We start from the raw sequence: 17,684 nt of genomic DNA, 5'->3' as shown, positions 1-17,684 counted from the left end.
CGGCGCGTAATACGATCCGGTGGGAAGGCGGCGGGTCATGCACGGGCTCCTGGCCCGAGTCGCGCCCGGCGTCAATCCTCCGCTCGGGTGGGGGCGGCGCCGTTGCACCCCGGCGGCGATCCGGCGTAAGCGCGGAGACCCGCCCGCGCCACTGCCGCCGAGGTGCCCGTGTCCGCGCCGTCTTCCGCCCTCGCCGCCCTGCTGCCCGATCTCGGGCGCCGCACGCTGGTCATGGGCATCCTGAACGTCACCCCGGATTCCTTCTCGGATGGCGGGCGCTTCCAGAGCCAGGAGGCCGCCGAGGCCCAGGCCGCCACCCTGGTGAGCGAGGGCGCCGCCATCCTGGACGTGGGCGGGGAATCGACCCGGCCGGGCCACACGCCGGTCCCGGCGGAGGAGGAGCAGGCCCGAATCCTGCCGATCCTCCGGGCGGTCGCCCCGCACTGCCCGGTGCCGATCTCGATCGACACCTACAAGGCCTCGACCGCGGAGGTTGCGCTCAAGGCCGGCGCCCGCATCGTCAACGACGTCTGGGGCCTGCAGCGCGAGCCCGACATCGCCCGCGTTGCCGCCGCCCACGGGGCGCCGGTCATCGTCATGCACAACCGCGAGAGCCCCGACCCGAGCCTCGACATCGTGGACGAGATGAAGCGGTTCTTCGACCGTTCGCTCGCCATCGCGGCGCAGGCCGGCATTCCCGAGCGCGACATCGTGCTCGATCCCGGCATCGGCTTCGGCAAGAGCTGGGAGCAGCATCTCGACGCCGTCCGGCGCCTGCCGGAGCTGCGCGGCCTCGGCTTCCCGATCCTGGTCGGCATCTCGCGCAAGTCGCTGCTCGGGCGCATCCACAACACCGCCACCGCGCCGGCCGACCGGCTGTTCGGCTCGATCGCCGCCCACACGGTCGCGGCGACGCTCGGCGCCGACATCCTGCGCGCCCACGACGTGCGCGCCCATGTCGAAGCCTGCCAGGTGATCGACGCCATCCTGCGGCGGGACCGGAGCTGATGACGGACCGCATCCTCGTCCACCGCCTCGCCGTCTTCGCCCATCACGGGGTGCTGGAGGAGGAGAAGAGCCTCGGCCAGCGCTTCTACCTCACCCTCGACGCGCGCCTCGACCTGCGCGAGGCCGGGGAGCGGGACGACATCGCCGCCACGGTGAGCTACGCCGACCTCGCGGCGCTCGCCACCGCCATCGCCACCGGGCGGCGCTACCGCCTGATCGAGGCCCTGGCCGAGACCGTCGCGTCCGAGGCGCTGGCGCGGTTCCCGCGCCTGCAGGCGATCACCGTGCGGGTCGACAAGCCGAGCGCGCCGGTCCCGGCCATCCTCGACGGCGTCTCCGTCGAGATCACGAGGGCGCGGGCGTGACGACCGCCTATCTGGGCCTCGGCAGCAACCTCGGCGACAAGGCGGCGATGCTGGAGCGCGCGATCGCGGCGCTCGACGCGACGCCGGGCCTCGCGGTGACGAGGCGCTCGCGCTTCTACCGGACGCCCCCCTGGGGCGACACGGACCAGGACTGGTTCCTCAACGCGGCCGTGGCGGCCGAGACGGATCTGGCGCCCCACGCTCTCCTCGACGCGTGCCTCGCCATCGAGGCGCGGCTCGGCCGGGTGCGCGCGCGGCGCTGGGGTCCGCGGGTGATCGACATCGACGTGCTGCACGTCGCCGGTGCCGCCGTGGACGACGAGCGCCTGGTGCTGCCCCACCGCTTCGTGCGCGAGCGCGCCTTCGTGCTGGTCCCATTGGCGGAGATCGCGCCCGACCTCGTGATCGGGGGCGAGACGGTGGCGGAGGCGCTGGCGAAGCTCGACCGGAGCGGGATCACGCCGGAATCGTGAGCGCCCGGCGCCGATGAGGAACATTTCGGCGCATCGTCGGTAGTCCGGGCGCGGGGCGGACGCTCCCGCGGCGAGGACGCCACCGTGCCCGACGACACTCCCCATTCCACGGCCGCGGTGAGCGGCCACCCGATCCACCCGATGCTGGTGCCGGTGCCCATCGTGTGCTTCGTCGGGACGCTCGTCACCGACATCGCCTACTGGTGGACCGCGGACATGCAGTGGGCGAATTTCTCCGCGTGGCTCCTCGCCATCGGGCTCGTCTTCGCGGCCCTGGCGGCGCTCGCGGGCGTGATCGACTATGCCGGCGACCGGCGCATCCGGCGCCTGCGCCCCGCCAAGATCCACTCCCTGGGCAACGCGGTGGCGCTGGTCCTGGCGATCGTGAACGCCTTCGTGCACAGCCGCGACGCCTACACGTCGGTGGTGCCGACCGGCCTCGCCCTCTCGGCGGCCGTCGTGCTGATCCTCGTCGTCACCGGCTGGAGCGGCTGGGCCATGGTTTACCGCCACGGAGTCGGAACGCGAGCGAACGCGGAGGTCCGCGCATGAGCCTTCGCCTGCTCCACGTCGCCCTCGTCGGCGCGACGCTCCTTCCCCTCGCGGCCTGCGGGCCGGAGGCCATGGATCCGCAGCAGCAGGTTGGGCCGGACCCGGTGCTGCCGGCACCCCACCAGTACCTGCTGCCCCCCATGCACGTCTCGTCGGTGGTGGGCTGGAAGGAGGGCGAGAAGCCCCAGGTCGCCGCCGGGCTGCAGATCCAGGCGCTGGCGACCGGCCTGAAGAACCCGCGCTCCGTCACGGTCCTGCCGAACGGCGACGTCCTGGTGGCCGAGAGCGGCGGGCCGACCCCGCCCATTCACCGGCCCAAGGAGATCATCATGGGCTGGCTGGAGCGGAAGTCCCACACGCCCGAGCAGCCCGGCCAGCGCATCACCCTGCTGCGCGGCGCCGACGCCAACGGCGCGGCGACCCAGCGCAGCGTCCTCCTCGACCACCTCGACTCGCCCTTCGGCATGGTTCTGGTCGGAACGGACCTCTACGTGGCGAATACCGACGCGGTGATGCGCTATCCCTACAAGGAGGGCGACACCCGCATCGATGCGCCGGGCACCCAGCTCACCGAGCTGCCGGCCGGCCAGATCAACCACCACTGGACGAAGAGCCTGACCGCGAGCCCCGACGGAGCCAAGCTCTACGCGGGGGTCGGCTCGAACAGCAACGTCACCGAGAACGGTCTCGACGCGGAGAAGGACCGGGCGGCGATCTGGGAGATCGACCGGGCGACCGGGGCGCACCGCCTCTTCGCGACCGGCCTGCGCAACCCGAACGGCCTGACCTTCGAGCCGCAGACCAAGGTGCTGTGGTGCGTGGTGAACGAGCGCGACGAGCTCGGCCCCGACCTCGTGCCGGACTACATGACCTCGGTGAAGGACGGCGGCTTCTACGGCTGGCCCTACAGCTACTGGGGCGCGAATGTCGACCCGCGGGTGATGCCGCAGCGCCCCGACCTCGTGGCGCAGGCGATCAAGCCCGATTACTCGCTGAGTTCGCACGTGGCGCCGCTCGGCATGGCCTTCGCGCCCGCCTCCGGCCTGCCCGATGCCTACCGGGGCGGCGCCTTCGTGGGCGAGCACGGGAGCTGGAACCGCCAGCCGCTCAACGGCTACAAGGTCGTCTACGTGCCCTTCACGGACGGTCGCCCCTCCGGCAAGGCACAGGACGTCGTCACCGGCTTCGTGACCGAGGACGGCAAGGCCCGCGGCCGGCCGGTCGGGCTCGCGGTCGACAATCAGGGCGGGTTGCTCATCGCGGACGATGTCGGCGGCACGGTCTGGCGGGTCTCCGCCGCGGCCTCCCACGCCGCGGCGGAGCCGGCGACCCTCGCCCGGTGAGGGGCCGCGCCGTCAGGGCGCGCGCTCGACCTGCCCGCGGATCTCGCCCTTCGGGTTCTGTGCCGTGTGGATGTTGAAGTAGAGCTTGCCGGCCAGGAGGTCGGCGGCCTTGGCCTCATCGAGGGGCGCCGAACCCTCGAAGGGGCTCGCGCTCGCCGTGACCGGAACGAGCACGCCCGCGTTCTTGCCGGCCTCCGCCGGTCCGTGGAAATGCGCGGCCGTGACCGGGCCGGTCAGGCCGGCATAGCTGCCCTTCCAGCTCAGCGTCTTGGTGCCCGGATCGTAGGTCGCCGTAACCTCGCCGGTGCCCTTGCTGTCGGTGGCCGGCACCTCGCTCGCCGCGTCGAGCCGCGCGCGGAACGATTCGCGGCTCCCGGCGGCCTGCGCCGCACCGAGGCAGAGCGAGAGGGACAGGGCGGCGGCGAGGCCGCGGAGAAGGGGGTTCATGGGCGTTTCCTCCGAGAAGCGCCGAGTCTACGCCGATCCCGCGGCGTGGCATCCCCTTTCGCGTGATCCGCGCGGGCGCCGCAGACCCGGACCAAGGTCGCAGGCCCGCTTGGCTTCGATAGGCCGCACCCCACCTTCGCGAGAGTGGCGGCGGAGCGTCCCGATGAACGGCTTCCTGGCGGTGGTGCTGATCTGCGCGAACGCGGTCGCGGTGCAGGATTGCGAGGAGACGACCGCCACCGACGTGTTCAAGACGAAGGTGGCGAACGAGATGGGCTGCGCCACCGGCTGGCAGGAGATCATCGCGCGCTCGGAGGTCCGCGAGGGAATCGGGACCTCCGCCTACCTCAAGACCCAGTGCCGGCGGATCCGCGGCGGCGGCTGACCGCGCCTACTTGTCGTACTTGATGTAGGCGAAGCGCGGGTCCGTCGGCGTGCCTTCGAGGGCGCCGCCCGCGAGGCCCGGCTGCCAGCCCACCACCTCCTCGATCTTGTGCGCCAGGGCGAGGTCCTTCTCGGTGACGCCCTTGGCCGAGTGCGTGGTCAGCCGCACCTCGACCCAGGCGTAGGAGGCGGTGAGGTCGGGATGGTGCCAGGCGGCCTCCGCGAGATGGCCGACGGTGTTGATCACCATCAGCGTGCCCTTCCAGCTGTTGGTCCGGTAGGTCCGCTTGATCCAGCCATCCTCGAGATGCCACCCGGGCAGGTCGCGGGCGAGGCGTTCGGCGATCTGGCTCGGATCCAGCACCGCGTCGCGGGTCACGGCCATGGGCTCTCCTCCTCCGGTTGACGAAAGTACGGGTGACCGCGGGCCCGGCCGCGCCCAAAGGTCGGTCGACCCGCGATGGCCGAAATGGTGGACCGCACCCCCGCCCCGCGCAAGCGCGCCACGGTGGACGGATCGCGCCGCCATCCTTACGTGTCCGCGGGCGAAGACCGCCCGCCGCGGGCGGGGACTGCCCGGCGCGGGCAAGGCCGGCCCGCCGGGCCGTCCAGACGAGGGAGGGGCGCGATGCTCTCACGGCGCGGGTTGCTGGCGGGAGCCGCCCTCTGGCCGCTGCCGCTCGGCGCGGCGAAGGCGCAGGATTCGGCCCGGCCGTTCCGGGTCGGGGTGCTGCCCTTCGGGACGGTGACCTGGGAGGCCGCGGTGATCCGTGAGCGGCGCCTCGACGCCGCCCAGGGCTTCACCCTCGACAGCGTGAAGCTCGCGGGCAGCGACGCGGCCCGCATCGCCTTCCAGGGTGACCAGGTCGACACGATCGTGTCGGACCTGCTCTGGGCGGCGCGGCTGCGGGCGGAGGGCAAGCCCGTGCGCTTCCTGCCCTATTCCTCGACGGAGGGCGCCCTGATGGTCGCGGCGGACAGCCCGATCCGCTCGGTCGCCGACCTCGCGGGCAAGCGCATCGGCGTCGCCGGCGGTGCCCTCGACAAGAACTGGCTCCTCCTCAAGGCCCACGCTCAGGAGAAGGAGGGGCTGGATCTGGAGCGCGGGGCGAGGCCGGCCTTCGGGGCGCCGCCCCTCCTGATGCAGAAGCTGGAAACGGGGGAACTCGACGCCGCCCTCCTCTACTGGACTTTCTGCGCGCGGCTCGAAGCGAAGGGCTTCCGCCGGCTGATCGGCGCCGAGGCGATCGCCCGCGCCTTCGGGGTCGAGGGGCCGATCGCGCTGCTCGGCTACGTCTTCGACGAGAGCCTGCTGCAGCGCCGGGCCGACCTGCTCGCGGCCTTCTCCCGCGCCTCCCGTCAGGCCAAGCAGGCCCTCGCCGCCGAGGACGCGGCCTGGCAGCCGGTCCGTCCCCTGATGGCGGCACAGGACGAGGCCACGTTCGCGGCGCTCCGGCGCGACTTCCTGGCGGGCATTCCCCGGCGCCCGCTCGCCGCGGAGCGCGCGGACGCCGAGCGCCTCTACGCGGTGCTGGCGCGGCTGGGGGGGGAGCGCCTCGTCGGGAGCGCGACGACCCTGCCCGACGGCTTGTATTGGGACGCCCCGAATGGCTGACCCCGCCGAGGAGCGCGGGACTCTGCGGGAGGCGGGCCGGCTCCGTGCCGCGGCCCGCCCGCGCGCGCGCCGGACAGGATCCTAGCCCGGATGGCTCTCGCGACGCGCGCCCTCTCGGCGCTGATCCTCCTGGCGGCGTGGTGGGTGACGAGCCGCGTCGCCGACCCGCGCAGCCTGCCCTCCCCCGAGGCCGTGGCGGCCTTCATCGGGCGCGAGACGCTGAGCGGCGACCTGCCGCGCAACGTGGGCATCACGCTGATCCGGGTCGTGCTCTCCTTCTGCCTCGCCATGGCGACCGGCGCGGTGCTGGGGGTGCTCCTCGGACGCTCCCGCACCGCCGACCGGCTCCTCGACACGCCGCTCCTCGTGCTCCTCAACACGCCGGCCCTGGTCATCACGGTGCTGGCCTATATCTGGCTCGGCCTGACCGAGACCGCGGCCATCCTGGCGGTGGCCCTCAACAAGATGCCGAACGTCGCGGTGATCATGCGCGAGGGCGCGCGGGGTCTCGATCCGGGCCTGGAGGAGATGGCCCTGGCCTTCCGGTACGACCGCCGCACCTGGATCCGCCACGTGCTGCTGCCGCAGCTCGAACCCTTCGCGGTGGCCGCGGCGCGCTCCGGCCTCTCGCTCGCCTGGAAGATCGTGCTGGTCGTCGAGCTGCTCGGGCGGCCGAACGGCGTCGGCTACGCCATCTCCTACTCTTTCCAGCTCTTCGACGTGGCGGCCCTGTTCGGCTACAGCCTCGTCTTCACGGCGGTGATGCTCGCCGCCGACGCCCTGCTGCTCCAGCCCCTCGACGCCCATGTCCGCCGCTGGCGCTAAGTCCGCCGCTGGCGCTGAGCCCGCCATCGGCGCCGACCCGGCCCTCTCGGTCGCGATCCGCCGCAAGACCTACGCGGCCCGCGGGGCGCGGGTCGAGGCGGTGCGCGACCTCGCCTTCACGATCGCGGCGGGGGAGACCCTGTGCCTGATCGGCCCCTCGGGCGCGGGCAAGACCACGACGCTGCGCATCCTGCTCGGCCTCGACCGCGACTTCGAGGGCAGCGTGACCCCGGATCCGGCGCAGCTGCGGATCGGCATGGTGTTCCAGGAGCCCCGGCTTCTGCCCTGGCGCAGCGTCGCGCAGAACGTGCGCCTGTCGCTGCCGCGGGCGGAGCGGGACCGCCCCCTCGACCCGCTGTTCGAGGAACTCGGCCTGACGCCCTGGCGCGACCGCTACCCGGGCGAGCTCTCGCTCGGGATGGCCCGCCGGGTGGCGCTCGCGCGGGCGCTGGCCGTCGAGCCCCGCCTTCTCGTCCTCGACGAGCCCTTCGTCTCCCTCGACGACGCGGCCGCGGCGGCGCTGCGCGGCGCGGTGTTCGGCGCGGCGCGGCGTCGCGGCGCCGCGGTGCTGATGGTGACCCACAACGTGCCGGAGGCGCTCGACGTCGCCGACCGGCTCCTGCTGGTGACGCCGCGCCCGGCGCGCCTCGCCGCCAGCATCCCGCTCGCGACCCCGCGGGCGCAGCGCGACCGGGCGTGGCAGGAGGAGACCCGCCGCGACCTCGCGGCGCGCTTCCCCGACACCGTGGCCGCCTGACGCGCCGCCGGGAGCCTCCCATGATCAAGGTCAGCCTCCTGCTCGCCGCCCTCCTGGTCGTCGCCGGGCCGGGACGGGCCGAGACACCCGCCTCGCCCGCCGTCGAGGCGGCGGCGCCCCTGCCGGTGCAGGAGGTCGCGCCCGGGATCTTCGTCTACGCGGCCCCCTACGCGCTGGCGGCCCGGGGCAATGCGGGGGCGATCGCCAATGCGGGCTTCGTGATCGGGCGCGACGCGGTCGCGGTGATCGACACCGAGGGCAGCCTCGCGGCCGGCCGCCGCCTGCTCGCCTCCGTGCGGGAGAAGACCGCCCTGCCCATCCGCTACGTCATCAACACTCACGTCCATCCCGACCACCTGCTCGGCAACGCCGCCTTCGTGGCCGAGGGCACCACCTTCGTCGGCCACCGGAACCTGCCGGAGGCCCTCGCGGCGCGGGCGGACAGCTACCTGCAGTCGAACGCGCCCCTGGTCGGGCCGGCCTTCGCGGGCACGCGCATCGTCGCGCCGACGCTGCTGGTCGAGACCAGCCGCGACCTCGACCTCGGCGGCCGGATCCTGCGGCTGGAGGCCTGGCCGACCGCCCACACCAACAGCGACCTCACGGTGCGCGACCTCGCGACGGACACGTGGTTCCTCGGCGACCTCCTGTTCGTCGGCCATGTGCCGGCCCTCGACGGGAGGCTGGAGGGCTGGATCGCAGTGCTGCGCCGGCTGCGGGGAGCGCCGGCCGCCCGCGTGGTCCCCGGTCACGGGCCGGCCGCGGTGCCCTGGCCCGCCGCCGCCGGGCCGATCGACCGCTACCTCGCCACCCTGGAATCGGACCTGCGGGCAATGATCCGCGACGGGCGCCCGATCGGCGAGGCCGGAACGGCGGCCGCCACTGAGGCCAAGGATTGGTCACTGTTTCGTGACTTCAACGCTCGCAATGCCACGACGGCCTATCACGAGCTCGAGTGGGACTGATGGTTAACCGTTCGCGGCCCTCTCCTGGATTAGAGGTAAGCCGGCTGACTCTGTCCGGATCGCAAGTGACCGGCAGAGGAGGGCGCTACACAAGGCGGTGATGCCGCGGCGCAAAACTTCTGTTGTGCAATGCAGCGCAGAGGGAAATTCATACTTAAGTCACCCCGTTCGGCGACGGAACCGCTCTCCGGCGGCCCCGATCCCGGTTGACGCCGTCCGTTTTTCTCTTAGAGTTCCTTCAGCTTCGGTTTCCAACGGCGCCGCCAGGGGAGGGCGGTGGTCGGTTCGCAAACACGGCATGCCCTGACGGCAGGACAAGTCCGGGACAAGCAACCAAGCCTGTTGTGACACGCTGCCGAAGCATAAGACGTCCCCAAAGCGCAAGCAGCAGGTCCGTGCTGCCACGCTCCCGATCCCGGGGCGTGGGGCACCCAAACACCTGTCGGAGGAATCCATGAGAGCGGTCCATCTCCTAGCGTTAGGTGCCGGCATCCTGGGCGTTACGCCCGTTCTGGCGGAGGATCTCCTGAAGGAGATCAACAACCCGGCGCAGCAGGTTCTGCAAACCGTCGACTACGCCAACACCCGCTATTCGAAGCTCGACCAGGTCAACACCGGCAACGTCAACAAGCTGCAGGTGGCCTGGACGTTCTCGACCGGCGTCCTGCGCGGCCACGAGGGCTCGCCGCTGGTCGTCGGCGACATGATGTACGTGCACACGCCGTTCCCGAACATCGTGTACGCGCTCGACCTGAACCAGGACGGCAAGATCGTCTGGAAGTACGAGCCGAAGCAGGATCCGAACGTGATCCCGGTGATGTGCTGCGACACGGTCAATCGCGGCCTCGCCTATGCGGACGGCAAGATCATCCTGCACCAAGCCGACACCACGGTCGTCGCCCTCGATGCCAAGTCCGGCAAGGTCGCGTGGTCGGTCGTCAACGGCGACCCGAAGAAGGGCGAGACCAACACCGCCACCGTTCTGCCGGTGAAGGACAAGGTCATCGTCGGCATCTCGGGCGGCGAGTACGGCGTGCGCTGCCACGTGACGGCCTACAACCTGAGCGACGGGAAGAAGGTCTGGCGCGGCTACTCGATGGGTCCGGACGACGAGATGCTCGTCAACCCGGAGAAGACCACCTCGCTCGGCAAGCCGGTCGGCAAGGATTCCTCGCTGAAGACCTGGGAAGGCGATCAGTGGAAGCAGGGCGGCGGCTGCACCTGGGGCTGGTACTCCTACGACCCCAAGCTGAACCTCGTCTATTACGGCTCGGGCAACCCCTCGACCTGGAACCCGAAGCAGCGGCCCGGCGACAACAAGTGGTCGATGACCGTCTGGGCGCGTGACGCCGACACCGGCGAGGCCAAGTGGGTCTACCAGATGACCCCCCACGACGAGTGGGACTACGACGGCATCAACGAGATGATCCTCACGGATCAGAAGGTCGGCGGCAAGGACACCCCCCTGCTGACCCACTTCGACCGCAACGGCTTCGGCTACACGCTGAACCGTGAGACGGGCGAGCTCGTCGTCGCCGAGAAGTACGATCCGGCGGTGAACTGGGCCTCCAAGGTCGACATGGACAAGAGCTCGAAGACCTACGGTCGTCCGCTCGTCCTGGCCAAGTACTCGACCGAGCAGAACGGCGAGGACGTCAACTCGAAGGGCATCTGCCCGGCGGCTCTGGGCTCCAAGGACCAGCAGCCGGCGGCCTACTCGCCCAAGACCAACCTGTTCTACGTGCCGACCAACCACGTCTGCATGGACTACGAGCCGTTCCGGGTGAGCTACACCCCGGGCCAGCCCTATGTCGGTGCGACCCTGTCGATGTACCCGGCCCCCAACAGCCACGGCGGCATGGGCAACTTCATCGCCTGGGACGGCGTGAACGGCAAGATCAAGTGGTCGGTGCCGGAGCAGTTCTCGGTGTGGTCGGGCGCGCTCGCCACCGCCGGCGACGTGGTCTTCTACGGCACGCTCGAGGGCTACCTGAAGGCCGTCGACGCCAAGTCGGGTAAGGAACTCTACAAGTTCAAGACCCCGTCGGGCATCATCGGCAACGTGATGACCTACGAGCACAAGGGCAAGCAGCACGTCGCGGTCCTGTCGGGCGTCGGCGGCTGGGCGGGCATCGGCCTGGCGGCCGGCCTGACCGACCCGAATGCCGGCCTCGGCGCGGTGGGCGGCTACGCGGCCCTGTCCAACTACACGAACCTGGGCGGCCAGCTGACCGTCTTCACGCTGCCGAACTAATCGGTCGCAGGTTCACCTGGACTTAAGTCTGGCCGGCGCGGGTTCCCGCGCCGGCTTCCTTGTGATGAAGTGCCTCTCGGGGATCCGGGCCTCGCGCGCTGGATCTCCGCACCAGACAGGGAGAAACGTCCGTTGCGTCACCTCAGCACGTCCGCTTTGCGGTCCGTCCTGGCCGGCCTCGCCCTAGCAACCGCTTCCGCGGTTGCCGTATATGCTGAGGATGCGAAACCCGCCGCGCCGGCGCTCGCCAACTCTCTCAACCCCAACGACAAGACCGCTGAAGTCGACCAGAAGATCCTCGACGCCGCCAAGGCGGCCAAGGACGAAGACGGCAAGTATTTCGATGCCGACGGTCACCCGACCTTCCGCATCTCCGAGAACGGCAAGAAGAACGACTGGTACTCCTATTCGGGGTATCGGCGCTACCACGCGGAGTGCCACGTCTGCCACGGCCCGGACGGCATGGGCTCGACCTATGCCCCGGCCCTGAAGGATTCGCTGAAGCACCTCTCCTACGAGGAGTTCATCGGCATCCTGGTCGGCGGCAAGCAGGACGTGAATGCCGCCGAGCAGAAGGTGATGCCGGCCTTCGGCGAGAACAAGAACGTCATGTGCTACGCGGACGACATCTACACCTACCTGCGCGCCCGCGCGGCCGGTGCGATGGGCCGCATCCGGCCCGGCGACCACGAGGACAAGCCCGAGGCCGCCAAGAAGGCCGAGAAGGAGTGCCTGGGCGGCTGATGGCGCGCGCGAGGCACAGAGCCGCGGCCGCGCTCGCGGCCCTGCCGCTCCTGGCAGGGCCCTGGACCGCCCGCGCACAGCAACTCCCGGATCTCGTCACGACCGACGCGCTGCGGGTCTGCGGCGATCCGGGCAACATGCCGTTCTCGGACCGCAAGGGCGCGGGCTTCGAGAACAAGATCGCGGCGATCATCGCTGACGAGCTGAAGGTGAAACTGCGCACCTACTGGCTCACGCAGGGACCGGGCTTCGTGCGCAACACGCTCGGCACCGGGCTCTGCGACGTCATCATCGGCTCGGCGTTCGGCAGCGAGCTCGTCCAGAACACCAACCCGTACTACCGCTCGGCCTACGTGCTGGTCTCGCGGCAGGGCGACCTGCCGGGCGTGACCGCCCTCGACGATCCGCGCCTCAAGGGCAAGACGATCGGGGTCGTGGCCGGGACGCCGCCGGTCAACCGGATGGGCGAGGTCGGCCTCGTCGGCGGGATGCGGCCCTACCCGCCCTACCAGTTCGATCCGGCAAACACCTACCAGACGGCCTCGGCCCAGATCGTCGGCGACCTCGCGGAGAAGCGGCTCGACGCCGCCATCCTGTGGGGTCCGGCGGCCGGCTGGCTCGCCCGCGAGAGCGGCGTGCCGATGGAGGTGGTGCCGCTCCTCAAGGAGCCCGACCGCCCTCCCCTCACCTACCGCATCGCCATGGGCGTGCGGATCAATGAGAACGAGTGGAAGCGCACCCTCAACACGGTCTTGCGCAAGCGCCGGGCCGACATCGAGAAGGTGCTGCGCGACTACGCGGTGCCGCTCCTCGACGAGGAGGAGAACCGGCCCCTCGACGCCGCCCGCGCGGACAGCCGCAAGCCGTGAGGGGAACCCTCCTCCTCGCGCTGCTTCTCGCGGCGACGGGTTCCGCCGCCGCGCCCCCGCCGCCCGAGCCCTCCGGCTACCGGGAGGAGAACCTCCGCGCGCCGACGCCCGCCACGCTGGCGGGCGCCCGCGTCGTGACGACCGAGGAGGCGGAGCGGCTGTGGCGCGAGGGCGTGCCCTTCGTCGACCTCATGCCCCGACCGCCCAAGCCCGCGTCCCTGCCGCCCGGCACGCTCTGGCGCGACCCGCCGCACGAGAGCATCCCGCACGCCCACTGGCTGGCCAATACCGGCTTCGGCGCGCTCGCCCCCGAGACGGAGGCCTATTTCCGGCGCTCCCTCGACCGGCTCACCGGCGGCGACACGACGAAGCCCCTGGTGTTCTTCTGCCTGCGCCATTGCTGGATGTCGTGGAACGGCGCCAAGCGCGCGGTCTCCTACGGCTACAGCCAGGTGATCTGGTACCCGGACGGGGCGGATGGCTGGAGCGACGCGGCGCTGCCACTGGAGCGGCTGGAGCCGGAGGCGCCGTGAGAGAGGATGCTTGAGGCAGCACGTTCGACGCCTTGCCCTCCACTCACCCTCCCCTTTTCCGGACGACTGAAGCGTCAGCGGAAGGAGATCCGGAAACCAGAGCGAGACTCGCCGCGGAGCGGCTCCGACTTCCCGCAACGCCATCGGTCATACGGACGCTTCGCGGAGTCTCGCGCTGGTTTCCGGGTCGCATTCCGCTGACGCTGCATGGGCCCGGAAAAGGGGAATCTGGGCAAAACGCGTCGCGACGACATCCGGAAGGATAGCCGCCCGCATCGACCTCACACCGACAGCCAGCGCCGCACCTGCGCCTCGATCATCTCCGACCGCTTCCCAGCCTCCACCACCTGGCCGCGGTCCATCACCGCGTAGGAATCGCAGAGGTCCCGCGCCCACTCGAAATACTGCTCGACCAGCACGATCGCCATCTCGCCCTTGCCGCGCAGGTAGTCGATGGCCCGGCCGATATCCTTGATGATCGACGGCTGGATGCCCTCCGTGGGCTCGTCCAGCACCAGGAGGCGCGGCCGGGTAACGAGGGCGCGGCCGATGGCGAGCTGCTGCTGCTGGCCGCCCGAGAGGTCGCCGCCGCGGCGCCACAGCATGTCCTTGAGCACCGGGAACAGGTCGTAGATCTCCGCCGGCACGTGGCGGTCGCGGCGCTTGAGCGGCGCGAATCCGGTCTCCAGATTCTCCTTGACGGTCAGCAGCGGGAAGATCTCGCGACCCTGAGGCACGAAGGCGACGCCCCGGCGCGCCCGGTCGTAGGGGGCGAGGCGGCTGATGTCCTCGCCCGCGAGCCGGACGGCCCCCTTCGAGACCGGCTGCTGGCCGACGATGGCGCGCATCAGCGACGTCTTGCCGACGCCGTTGCGGCCGAGCACGGCCGTGACCTTGCCGACCTCGGCGGTGAGGGAGACGCCGCGCAGGGCCTGCGCCGCGCCGTAATGGAGGTCGATCGCCTCGACGGTAAGCATCGCGGGGTCCCTCAGCGGCCGAGATAGACCTCGACCACCCGCGGGTCGGCCGAGACGGAATCGATCGAGCCCTCGGCCAACACCGCGCCCTCGTGCAGGCAGGTGACGCGGCAGTCGAGGGCGCGCACGAAGTGCATGTCGTGCTCGACCACGATCACCGCGTGGTCGCGGGCGATGCCGCGAAGGAGCGTCGCGGTGGCCTCGGTCTCCGCGTCGGTCATGCCGGCGACCGGCTCGTCGACGAGGAGGAGCTTCGGGTCCTGCGCGAGCAGCATGCCGATCTCCAGCCACTGCTTCTGGCCGTGCGACAGGTCGGCGGCGGGGCGCGCCCGGTGCGCCAGCAGGCCGGTGGTGGTGAGGATCGCGTCGATGCGCTCCGCCCCGACCCGGTTGCGCCAGCCGAACAGCGACGCGGCGGCGGCCCGCGGCCCCTTCAGGGCGAGCAGGATGTTGTCGGCAACCGTGTGGCTCTCGAAGACGGTGGGCTTCTGGAACTTGCGGCCGATGCCGAGCTCCGCGATGTCGGCCTCGTCCATGCGGGTGAGGTCGTGCGTGCCGTCGAACATCACCGTGCCGGTGTCGGGCCGGGTCTTGCCGGTGATGCAGTCCATCATCGTGGTCTTGCCGGCGCCGTTCGGGCCGATGATGGCCCGCATCTCGCCCGGCATCAGGGTCAGCGAAAGGCCGCGCAGGGCTCGGTAGCCGTCGAACGTCACCTTGATATCGTCGACGTAGAGGAGCGCATTGGTGAGCCGGCGCTCGTGAACCGGGTCGGTGGCGGGCTCCAGGACGGGGGCCGCACTCATGATCCGCGTCCTTCCTCGGCGAGCGCCGGTTCGACCTCGCCCGGCTTCGGGCCGGGGAGCGTGGCCTTGGCGCGGCGGCTGCCGACCCGCTCGACGAGCGTGCCGACGATGCCGCGCGGCAGGAACAGGGTGACGCCCACGAAGAGCGCGCCGAGCATGAACAGCCACGCGTCCGGCATCGCCCCGGTGAGCAGCGTCTTGGCGTAGTTCACCAGCACCCCGCCGAGGGCGGCGCCGACGAGGGTGCCCCGGCCGCCCACCGCGACCCAGATCACCGCCTCGATGGAGTTGGCCGGCGCGAACTCGGAGGGGTTGATGATTCCGACCTGCGGCACGTAGAGGGCGCCGGCGACCCCCGCCATCATGGCCGAGACCGTGAAGGCCAGGACCTTGTAGTGGGCCGTGCGGTAGCCGAGGAAGCGGGTGCGCGATTCCGCGTCCCGGATCGCGATCAGCACCTTGCCGAAGGCCGAGACGGTCATGATCCGGGCGATCAGGTAGGCGAGCGCCAGCGCCAGCGCGGTCAGCCCGAACAGCGTCACGCGCGTGCCCTGCGCCTGCACGTTGAAGCCGAGGATGTCCTTGAAGTCGGTGAGCCCGTTGTTGCCGCCCAGCCCCATGTCGTTGCGGAAGAAGGCGAGCATCAGCGCGAAGGTCATCGCCTGGGTGATGATCGACAGGTAGACGCCGGTCACGCGCGAGCGGAAGGCGAGCCAGCCGAACACGAAGGCGAGCAGCCCCGGCACCAGCAGCACCATCACAGCCGCGAAGGGGAAGAGCTCGAAGCCGTGCCAGTACCAGGGCAGCGCCTTGTAGTTCAGGAACACCATGAAATCGGGCAGGACCGGGTCGCCGTAGACGCCGCGGGGACCGATCTGGCGCATCAGGTACATGCCCATCGCGTAGCCGCCGAGCGCGAAGAAGGCGCCGTGGCCGAGCGAGAGGATGCCGCAGTAACCCCAGACGAGGTCGAGGCTGAGCGCCAGGATCGCGTAGCAGAGGTACTTGCCCATCAGCGCCACCGCGTAGGTCGGCACGTGGAGGGCCGACCCCTCCGCGGTGGCGAGGTTGAGCACCGGCACCGCCACCGCGAAGGCGGCGAGCACGGCGAGGAAGATCCAGCCCTTCCGGTCGACGAGGGTCATGCCTCAGGCCTCCACCGCGCGGCCCTTGAGCGCGAACAGCCCGCGCGGGCGCTTCTGGATGAACAGCACGATGAAGACGAGGAGCAGGATCTTGCCCAGCACCGCGCCCGCATAGGGCTCCAGGAACTTGTTGGCGACGCCCAGCGTCAGCGCCGCGACGAGCGTGCCCCAGAGGTTGCCGACGCCGCCGAACACCACGACCAGGAAGGAATCGATGATGTAGCTCTGGCCGAGATTGGGCGAGACGTTGTCGATCTGCGAGAGCGCGACGCCCGCGATGCCGGCGATGCCCGAGCCGAGGCCGAACGTGAAGGCGTCGATCCACGGGGTGCGGATGCCCATGGCGGCGGCCATGCGCCGGTTCTGCGTCACGGCCCTGGTCTTCAGGCCGAAGGACGTCGCCTTGAGGATCAGGTTCAGACCAACGAAGACCGCGAGCGCGAAGACGACGATCCAGAGCCGGCCCCAGGTGATCGAGAGGCCGAACACGTCGACGGCGCCGGCCATGTAGGAGGGCGCGCCGACCTCGCGGTTGGTGGGGCCGAACAGCGAGCGCACCGCCTGCTGCAGGATCAGGCTCACGCCCCAGGTGGCGAGCAGCGTCTCGAGGGGCCGGCCGTAGAGGTGCCGGATGATCAGGCGCTCAATCACGATGCCGACCGCGCCCGCGACCAGGAAGGCGAGCGGGATGGCGATCGGCAGCGACCAGCCAAACAGGGCCGGCGCGTTCTGGCGAAACACCTCCTGGACCAGGAAGGTCGTGTAGGCGCCGATCATCACCATCTCGCCGTGGGCCATGTTGATGATGCCCATGACGCCGAAGGTGATGGCGAGCCCGATCGCCGCGAGCAGCAGCACGGAGCCGAGCGAGATGCCGTACCAGGCGTTCTGGAGGTTCGCGATCAGCGCGAGGCGGAACTCGACCCCGGCGATCGCCCGGTCGGCCGCGCCGCGGAGAGCGGCCGAGGGATTGTCCTTGAGGCCGCGCAGCATCGCCAGGGCGTCGCCATCGCCGCGGGCCTGGAGCACCGCCAGAGCGGCGAGCTTCTGCCCTTCCGACGCGTCGGGCTTGGCGAGGAGGGCGGCGGCGCGGGCTTCCTCGAGGACACGCTTCACCCCCGCGTCGCTCTCGCGGGCGAGCGCCGCGTCGAGGGCCGGCAGGGCGGCGACGTCGCGGGCCTTGAACACCGCCTCGGCGGCCGCGCGGCGCGTGCCGGCGTCGGGAGCGAGGAGGTTGATCGACCCCTGCGCGGCGTCGATCGCGCGGCGGACGCGGTTGTTCACGCGCACCGGCTTGAGGCCGTCGCCGCTCGGGACGGCGGCGCCCGTGCGGGCATCGGTCACCGCAGCGCCGGCCTGGATGGCGAGCGTCTTGTCCTCGGCCCGGAACAGGAGCTTGCCGTCGGCGAGCGCCTTCAGGACGGCGCCGGCCCGGGGGTCACCGCTGGTCGCGAGGGCGGCGATGCCCGCCTCGATGTCGGAATAATTGTCGCTCGCGAGCTTCGCGTAGGCGGCGTCGGTGGGTGACTGCGCGCGGGCGGCGACCGGCGCGAGGGCCATCGCGGCGAGGGCGAGGACGAGGGTGATCCAGCGGCGCATTCGGGTTCCGTTTGTTTCGAAGT

20 protein-coding genes are annotated in these 17,684 nt (G+C 71.0%); 14 read left to right on the top strand and 6 right to left on the bottom strand.

From position 1 onward, the window contains the following. Positions 1 to 168: 168 nt before the first annotated feature. The 5 genes from folP (at position 169) to ACW9J6_RS10125 (ending at position 3,741) form a co-directional block, all read left to right on the top strand. Positions 169 to 1,008, top strand: coding sequence for a dihydropteroate synthase (folP, locus tag ACW9J6_RS10145; RefSeq protein WP_457116348.1), 840 nt, complete (start codon positions 169 to 171; stop codon positions 1,006 to 1,008). Then, positions 1,008 to 1,373, top strand: coding sequence for a dihydroneopterin aldolase (gene folB, locus ACW9J6_RS10140; protein ID WP_457116347.1), 366 nt, complete (start codon positions 1,008 to 1,010; stop codon positions 1,371 to 1,373). The genes folP and folB overlap by 1 nt, the downstream gene beginning before the upstream one ends. Continuing rightward, complete coding sequence (gene folK, locus ACW9J6_RS10135) at positions 1,370 to 1,846, top strand: 2-amino-4-hydroxy-6-hydroxymethyldihydropteridine diphosphokinase (RefSeq protein WP_457116346.1); 477 nt, start codon at positions 1,370 to 1,372, stop codon at positions 1,844 to 1,846. The genes folB and folK overlap by 4 nt, the downstream gene beginning before the upstream one ends. Before the next feature lie 84 nt (positions 1,847 to 1,930). Further along, entirely contained in the window at positions 1,931 to 2,398 is a 468-nt protein-coding gene (locus ACW9J6_RS10130) for a DUF2231 domain-containing protein (protein WP_457116345.1), read from the top strand. Further along, positions 2,395 to 3,741 (top strand): PQQ-dependent sugar dehydrogenase, encoded by a 1,347-nt coding sequence (locus ACW9J6_RS10125; protein ID WP_457116344.1) that lies wholly within the window; start codon positions 2,395 to 2,397, stop codon positions 3,739 to 3,741. Before ACW9J6_RS10130 ends, ACW9J6_RS10125 begins: the two co-directional genes overlap by 4 nt. Before the next feature lie 12 nt (positions 3,742 to 3,753). On the opposite strand, the gene ACW9J6_RS10120 is transcribed toward ACW9J6_RS10125, so the two are convergent. Further along, on the bottom strand, positions 3,754 to 4,188 hold the full coding sequence (locus ACW9J6_RS10120) for a CHRD domain-containing protein (protein WP_457116343.1): 435 nt from the start codon (positions 4,186 to 4,188) through the stop codon (positions 3,754 to 3,756). A 163-nt stretch (positions 4,189 to 4,351) separates the two neighbouring features. Here ACW9J6_RS10120 and ACW9J6_RS10115 point away from each other — a divergent pair, with 163 nt between their 5' ends. Then, positions 4,352 to 4,573, top strand: a complete 222-nt coding sequence (locus ACW9J6_RS10115; RefSeq protein WP_457116342.1) for a hypothetical protein — start codon at positions 4,352 to 4,354, stop codon at positions 4,571 to 4,573. A gap of 6 nt (positions 4,574 to 4,579) precedes the next feature. Here the strand turns inward: ACW9J6_RS10115 and ACW9J6_RS10110 are convergent, their stop codons facing one another. After that, positions 4,580 to 4,957, bottom strand: coding sequence for a 4a-hydroxytetrahydrobiopterin dehydratase (locus ACW9J6_RS10110; protein ID WP_457116341.1), 378 nt, complete (start codon positions 4,955 to 4,957; stop codon positions 4,580 to 4,582). A gap of 243 nt (positions 4,958 to 5,200) precedes the next feature. Here ACW9J6_RS10110 and ACW9J6_RS10105 point away from each other — a divergent pair, with 243 nt between their 5' ends. The 8 genes from ACW9J6_RS10105 to ACW9J6_RS10070 all read left to right on the top strand — a co-directional run bounded on the left by ACW9J6_RS10105 (position 5,201) and on the right by ACW9J6_RS10070 (position 13,134). Continuing rightward, positions 5,201 to 6,187 carry an ABC transporter substrate-binding protein gene (locus ACW9J6_RS10105; RefSeq protein ID WP_457116340.1) on the top strand — a complete coding sequence of 329 codons (987 nt, stop codon included), beginning with the start codon at positions 5,201 to 5,203 and terminating at the stop codon, positions 6,185 to 6,187. Between the two features lie 90 nt (positions 6,188 to 6,277). Next, the gene (locus ACW9J6_RS10100) at positions 6,278 to 7,012 is read left to right on the top strand and encodes an ABC transporter permease (RefSeq protein WP_457116339.1); all 735 of its coding nucleotides are present in this window, start codon (positions 6,278 to 6,280) and stop codon (positions 7,010 to 7,012) included. Beyond that, positions 6,993 to 7,769: an ABC transporter ATP-binding protein gene (locus tag ACW9J6_RS10095; RefSeq protein WP_457116338.1), complete on the top strand. Its 777-nt coding sequence runs from the start codon at positions 6,993 to 6,995 to the stop codon at positions 7,767 to 7,769. The genes ACW9J6_RS10100 and ACW9J6_RS10095 overlap by 20 nt, the downstream gene beginning before the upstream one ends. A gap of 20 nt (positions 7,770 to 7,789) precedes the next feature. Further along, complete coding sequence (locus tag ACW9J6_RS10090) at positions 7,790 to 8,734, top strand: quinoprotein relay system zinc metallohydrolase 2 (protein WP_457116337.1); 945 nt, start codon at positions 7,790 to 7,792, stop codon at positions 8,732 to 8,734. Positions 8,735 to 9,188: 454 nt separating this feature from the next. After that, the gene (xoxF5, locus tag ACW9J6_RS10085; protein ID WP_457116336.1) at positions 9,189 to 10,988 is read left to right on the top strand and encodes a lanthanide-dependent methanol dehydrogenase XoxF5; all 1,800 of its coding nucleotides are present in this window, start codon (positions 9,189 to 9,191) and stop codon (positions 10,986 to 10,988) included. Between the two features lie 132 nt (positions 10,989 to 11,120). After that, on the top strand, positions 11,121 to 11,732 hold the full coding sequence (locus tag ACW9J6_RS10080) for a c-type cytochrome, methanol metabolism-related (protein WP_457116335.1): 612 nt from the start codon (positions 11,121 to 11,123) through the stop codon (positions 11,730 to 11,732). Then, on the top strand, positions 11,732 to 12,601 hold the full coding sequence (xoxJ, locus tag ACW9J6_RS10075; RefSeq protein ID WP_457116334.1) for a rare earth element methanol dehydrogenase accessory protein XoxJ: 870 nt from the start codon (positions 11,732 to 11,734) through the stop codon (positions 12,599 to 12,601). Before ACW9J6_RS10080 ends, xoxJ begins: the two co-directional genes overlap by 1 nt. Next, positions 12,598 to 13,134 carry a PQQ-dependent catabolism-associated CXXCW motif protein gene (locus ACW9J6_RS10070; protein WP_457116333.1) on the top strand — a complete coding sequence of 179 codons (537 nt, stop codon included), beginning with the start codon at positions 12,598 to 12,600 and terminating at the stop codon, positions 13,132 to 13,134. The genes xoxJ and ACW9J6_RS10070 overlap by 4 nt, the downstream gene beginning before the upstream one ends. A gap of 281 nt (positions 13,135 to 13,415) precedes the next feature. On the opposite strand, the gene urtE is transcribed toward ACW9J6_RS10070, so the two are convergent. The 4 genes from urtE to urtB are packed head-to-tail and all read right to left on the bottom strand — an operon-like array spanning position 13,416 to position 17,661. Next, positions 13,416 to 14,111, bottom strand: a complete 696-nt coding sequence (urtE, locus tag ACW9J6_RS10065; protein WP_457116332.1) for an urea ABC transporter ATP-binding subunit UrtE — start codon at positions 14,109 to 14,111, stop codon at positions 13,416 to 13,418. Between the two features lie 11 nt (positions 14,112 to 14,122). Further along, positions 14,123 to 14,917 (bottom strand): urea ABC transporter ATP-binding protein UrtD, encoded by a 795-nt coding sequence (urtD, locus tag ACW9J6_RS10060; protein WP_457116331.1) that lies wholly within the window; start codon positions 14,915 to 14,917, stop codon positions 14,123 to 14,125. Beyond that, positions 14,914 to 16,062, bottom strand: coding sequence for an urea ABC transporter permease subunit UrtC (gene urtC, locus ACW9J6_RS10055; protein WP_457116330.1), 1,149 nt, complete (start codon positions 16,060 to 16,062; stop codon positions 14,914 to 14,916). The genes urtD and urtC overlap by 4 nt, the downstream gene beginning before the upstream one ends. A gap of 3 nt (positions 16,063 to 16,065) precedes the next feature. Further along, positions 16,066 to 17,661 (bottom strand): urea ABC transporter permease subunit UrtB, encoded by a 1,596-nt coding sequence (gene urtB, locus ACW9J6_RS10050; protein ID WP_457116329.1) that lies wholly within the window; start codon positions 17,659 to 17,661, stop codon positions 16,066 to 16,068. Positions 17,662 to 17,684 lie beyond the last annotated feature (23 nt).

It is taken from the genome of Methylobacterium sp. JK268 (assembly GCF_054052225.1).
Note: the sequence above shows the minus strand (reverse complement) of the source record. Positions and strands in the feature narration are given on the sequence as shown.

Excerpts from the sequence above, each read along its gene's own strand:
- folB (WP_457116347.1), top strand. The coding sequence starts at position 1,008 with ATGACGGACCGCATCCTCGTCCACCGCCTCGCCGTCTTCGCCCATCAC.
- ACW9J6_RS10125 (WP_457116344.1), top strand. The coding sequence starts at position 2,395 with ATGAGCCTTCGCCTGCTCCACGTCGCCCTCGTCGGCGCGACGCTCCTT.
- ACW9J6_RS10120 (WP_457116343.1), bottom strand. The coding sequence starts at position 4,188 with ATGAACCCCCTTCTCCGCGGCCTCGCCGCCGCCCTGTCCCTCTCGCTC.
- ACW9J6_RS10115 (WP_457116342.1), top strand. The coding sequence starts at position 4,352 with ATGAACGGCTTCCTGGCGGTGGTGCTGATCTGCGCGAACGCGGTCGCG.
- ACW9J6_RS10110 (WP_457116341.1), bottom strand. The coding sequence starts at position 4,957 with ATGGCCGTGACCCGCGACGCGGTGCTGGATCCGAGCCAGATCGCCGAA.
- ACW9J6_RS10105 (WP_457116340.1), top strand. The coding sequence starts at position 5,201 with ATGCTCTCACGGCGCGGGTTGCTGGCGGGAGCCGCCCTCTGGCCGCTG.
- ACW9J6_RS10100 (WP_457116339.1), top strand. The coding sequence starts at position 6,278 with ATGGCTCTCGCGACGCGCGCCCTCTCGGCGCTGATCCTCCTGGCGGCG.
- ACW9J6_RS10095 (WP_457116338.1), top strand. The coding sequence starts at position 6,993 with ATGTCCGCCGCTGGCGCTAAGTCCGCCGCTGGCGCTGAGCCCGCCATC.
- ACW9J6_RS10090 (WP_457116337.1), top strand. The coding sequence starts at position 7,790 with ATGATCAAGGTCAGCCTCCTGCTCGCCGCCCTCCTGGTCGTCGCCGGG.
- xoxF5 (WP_457116336.1), top strand. The coding sequence starts at position 9,189 with ATGAGAGCGGTCCATCTCCTAGCGTTAGGTGCCGGCATCCTGGGCGTT.
- xoxJ (WP_457116334.1), top strand. The coding sequence starts at position 11,732 with ATGGCGCGCGCGAGGCACAGAGCCGCGGCCGCGCTCGCGGCCCTGCCG.
- urtE (WP_457116332.1), bottom strand. The coding sequence starts at position 14,111 with ATGCTTACCGTCGAGGCGATCGACCTCCATTACGGCGCGGCGCAGGCC.
- urtD (WP_457116331.1), bottom strand. The coding sequence starts at position 14,917 with ATGAGTGCGGCCCCCGTCCTGGAGCCCGCCACCGACCCGGTTCACGAG.
- urtC (WP_457116330.1), bottom strand. The coding sequence starts at position 16,062 with ATGACCCTCGTCGACCGGAAGGGCTGGATCTTCCTCGCCGTGCTCGCC.
- urtB (WP_457116329.1), bottom strand. The coding sequence starts at position 17,661 with ATGCGCCGCTGGATCACCCTCGTCCTCGCCCTCGCCGCGATGGCCCTC.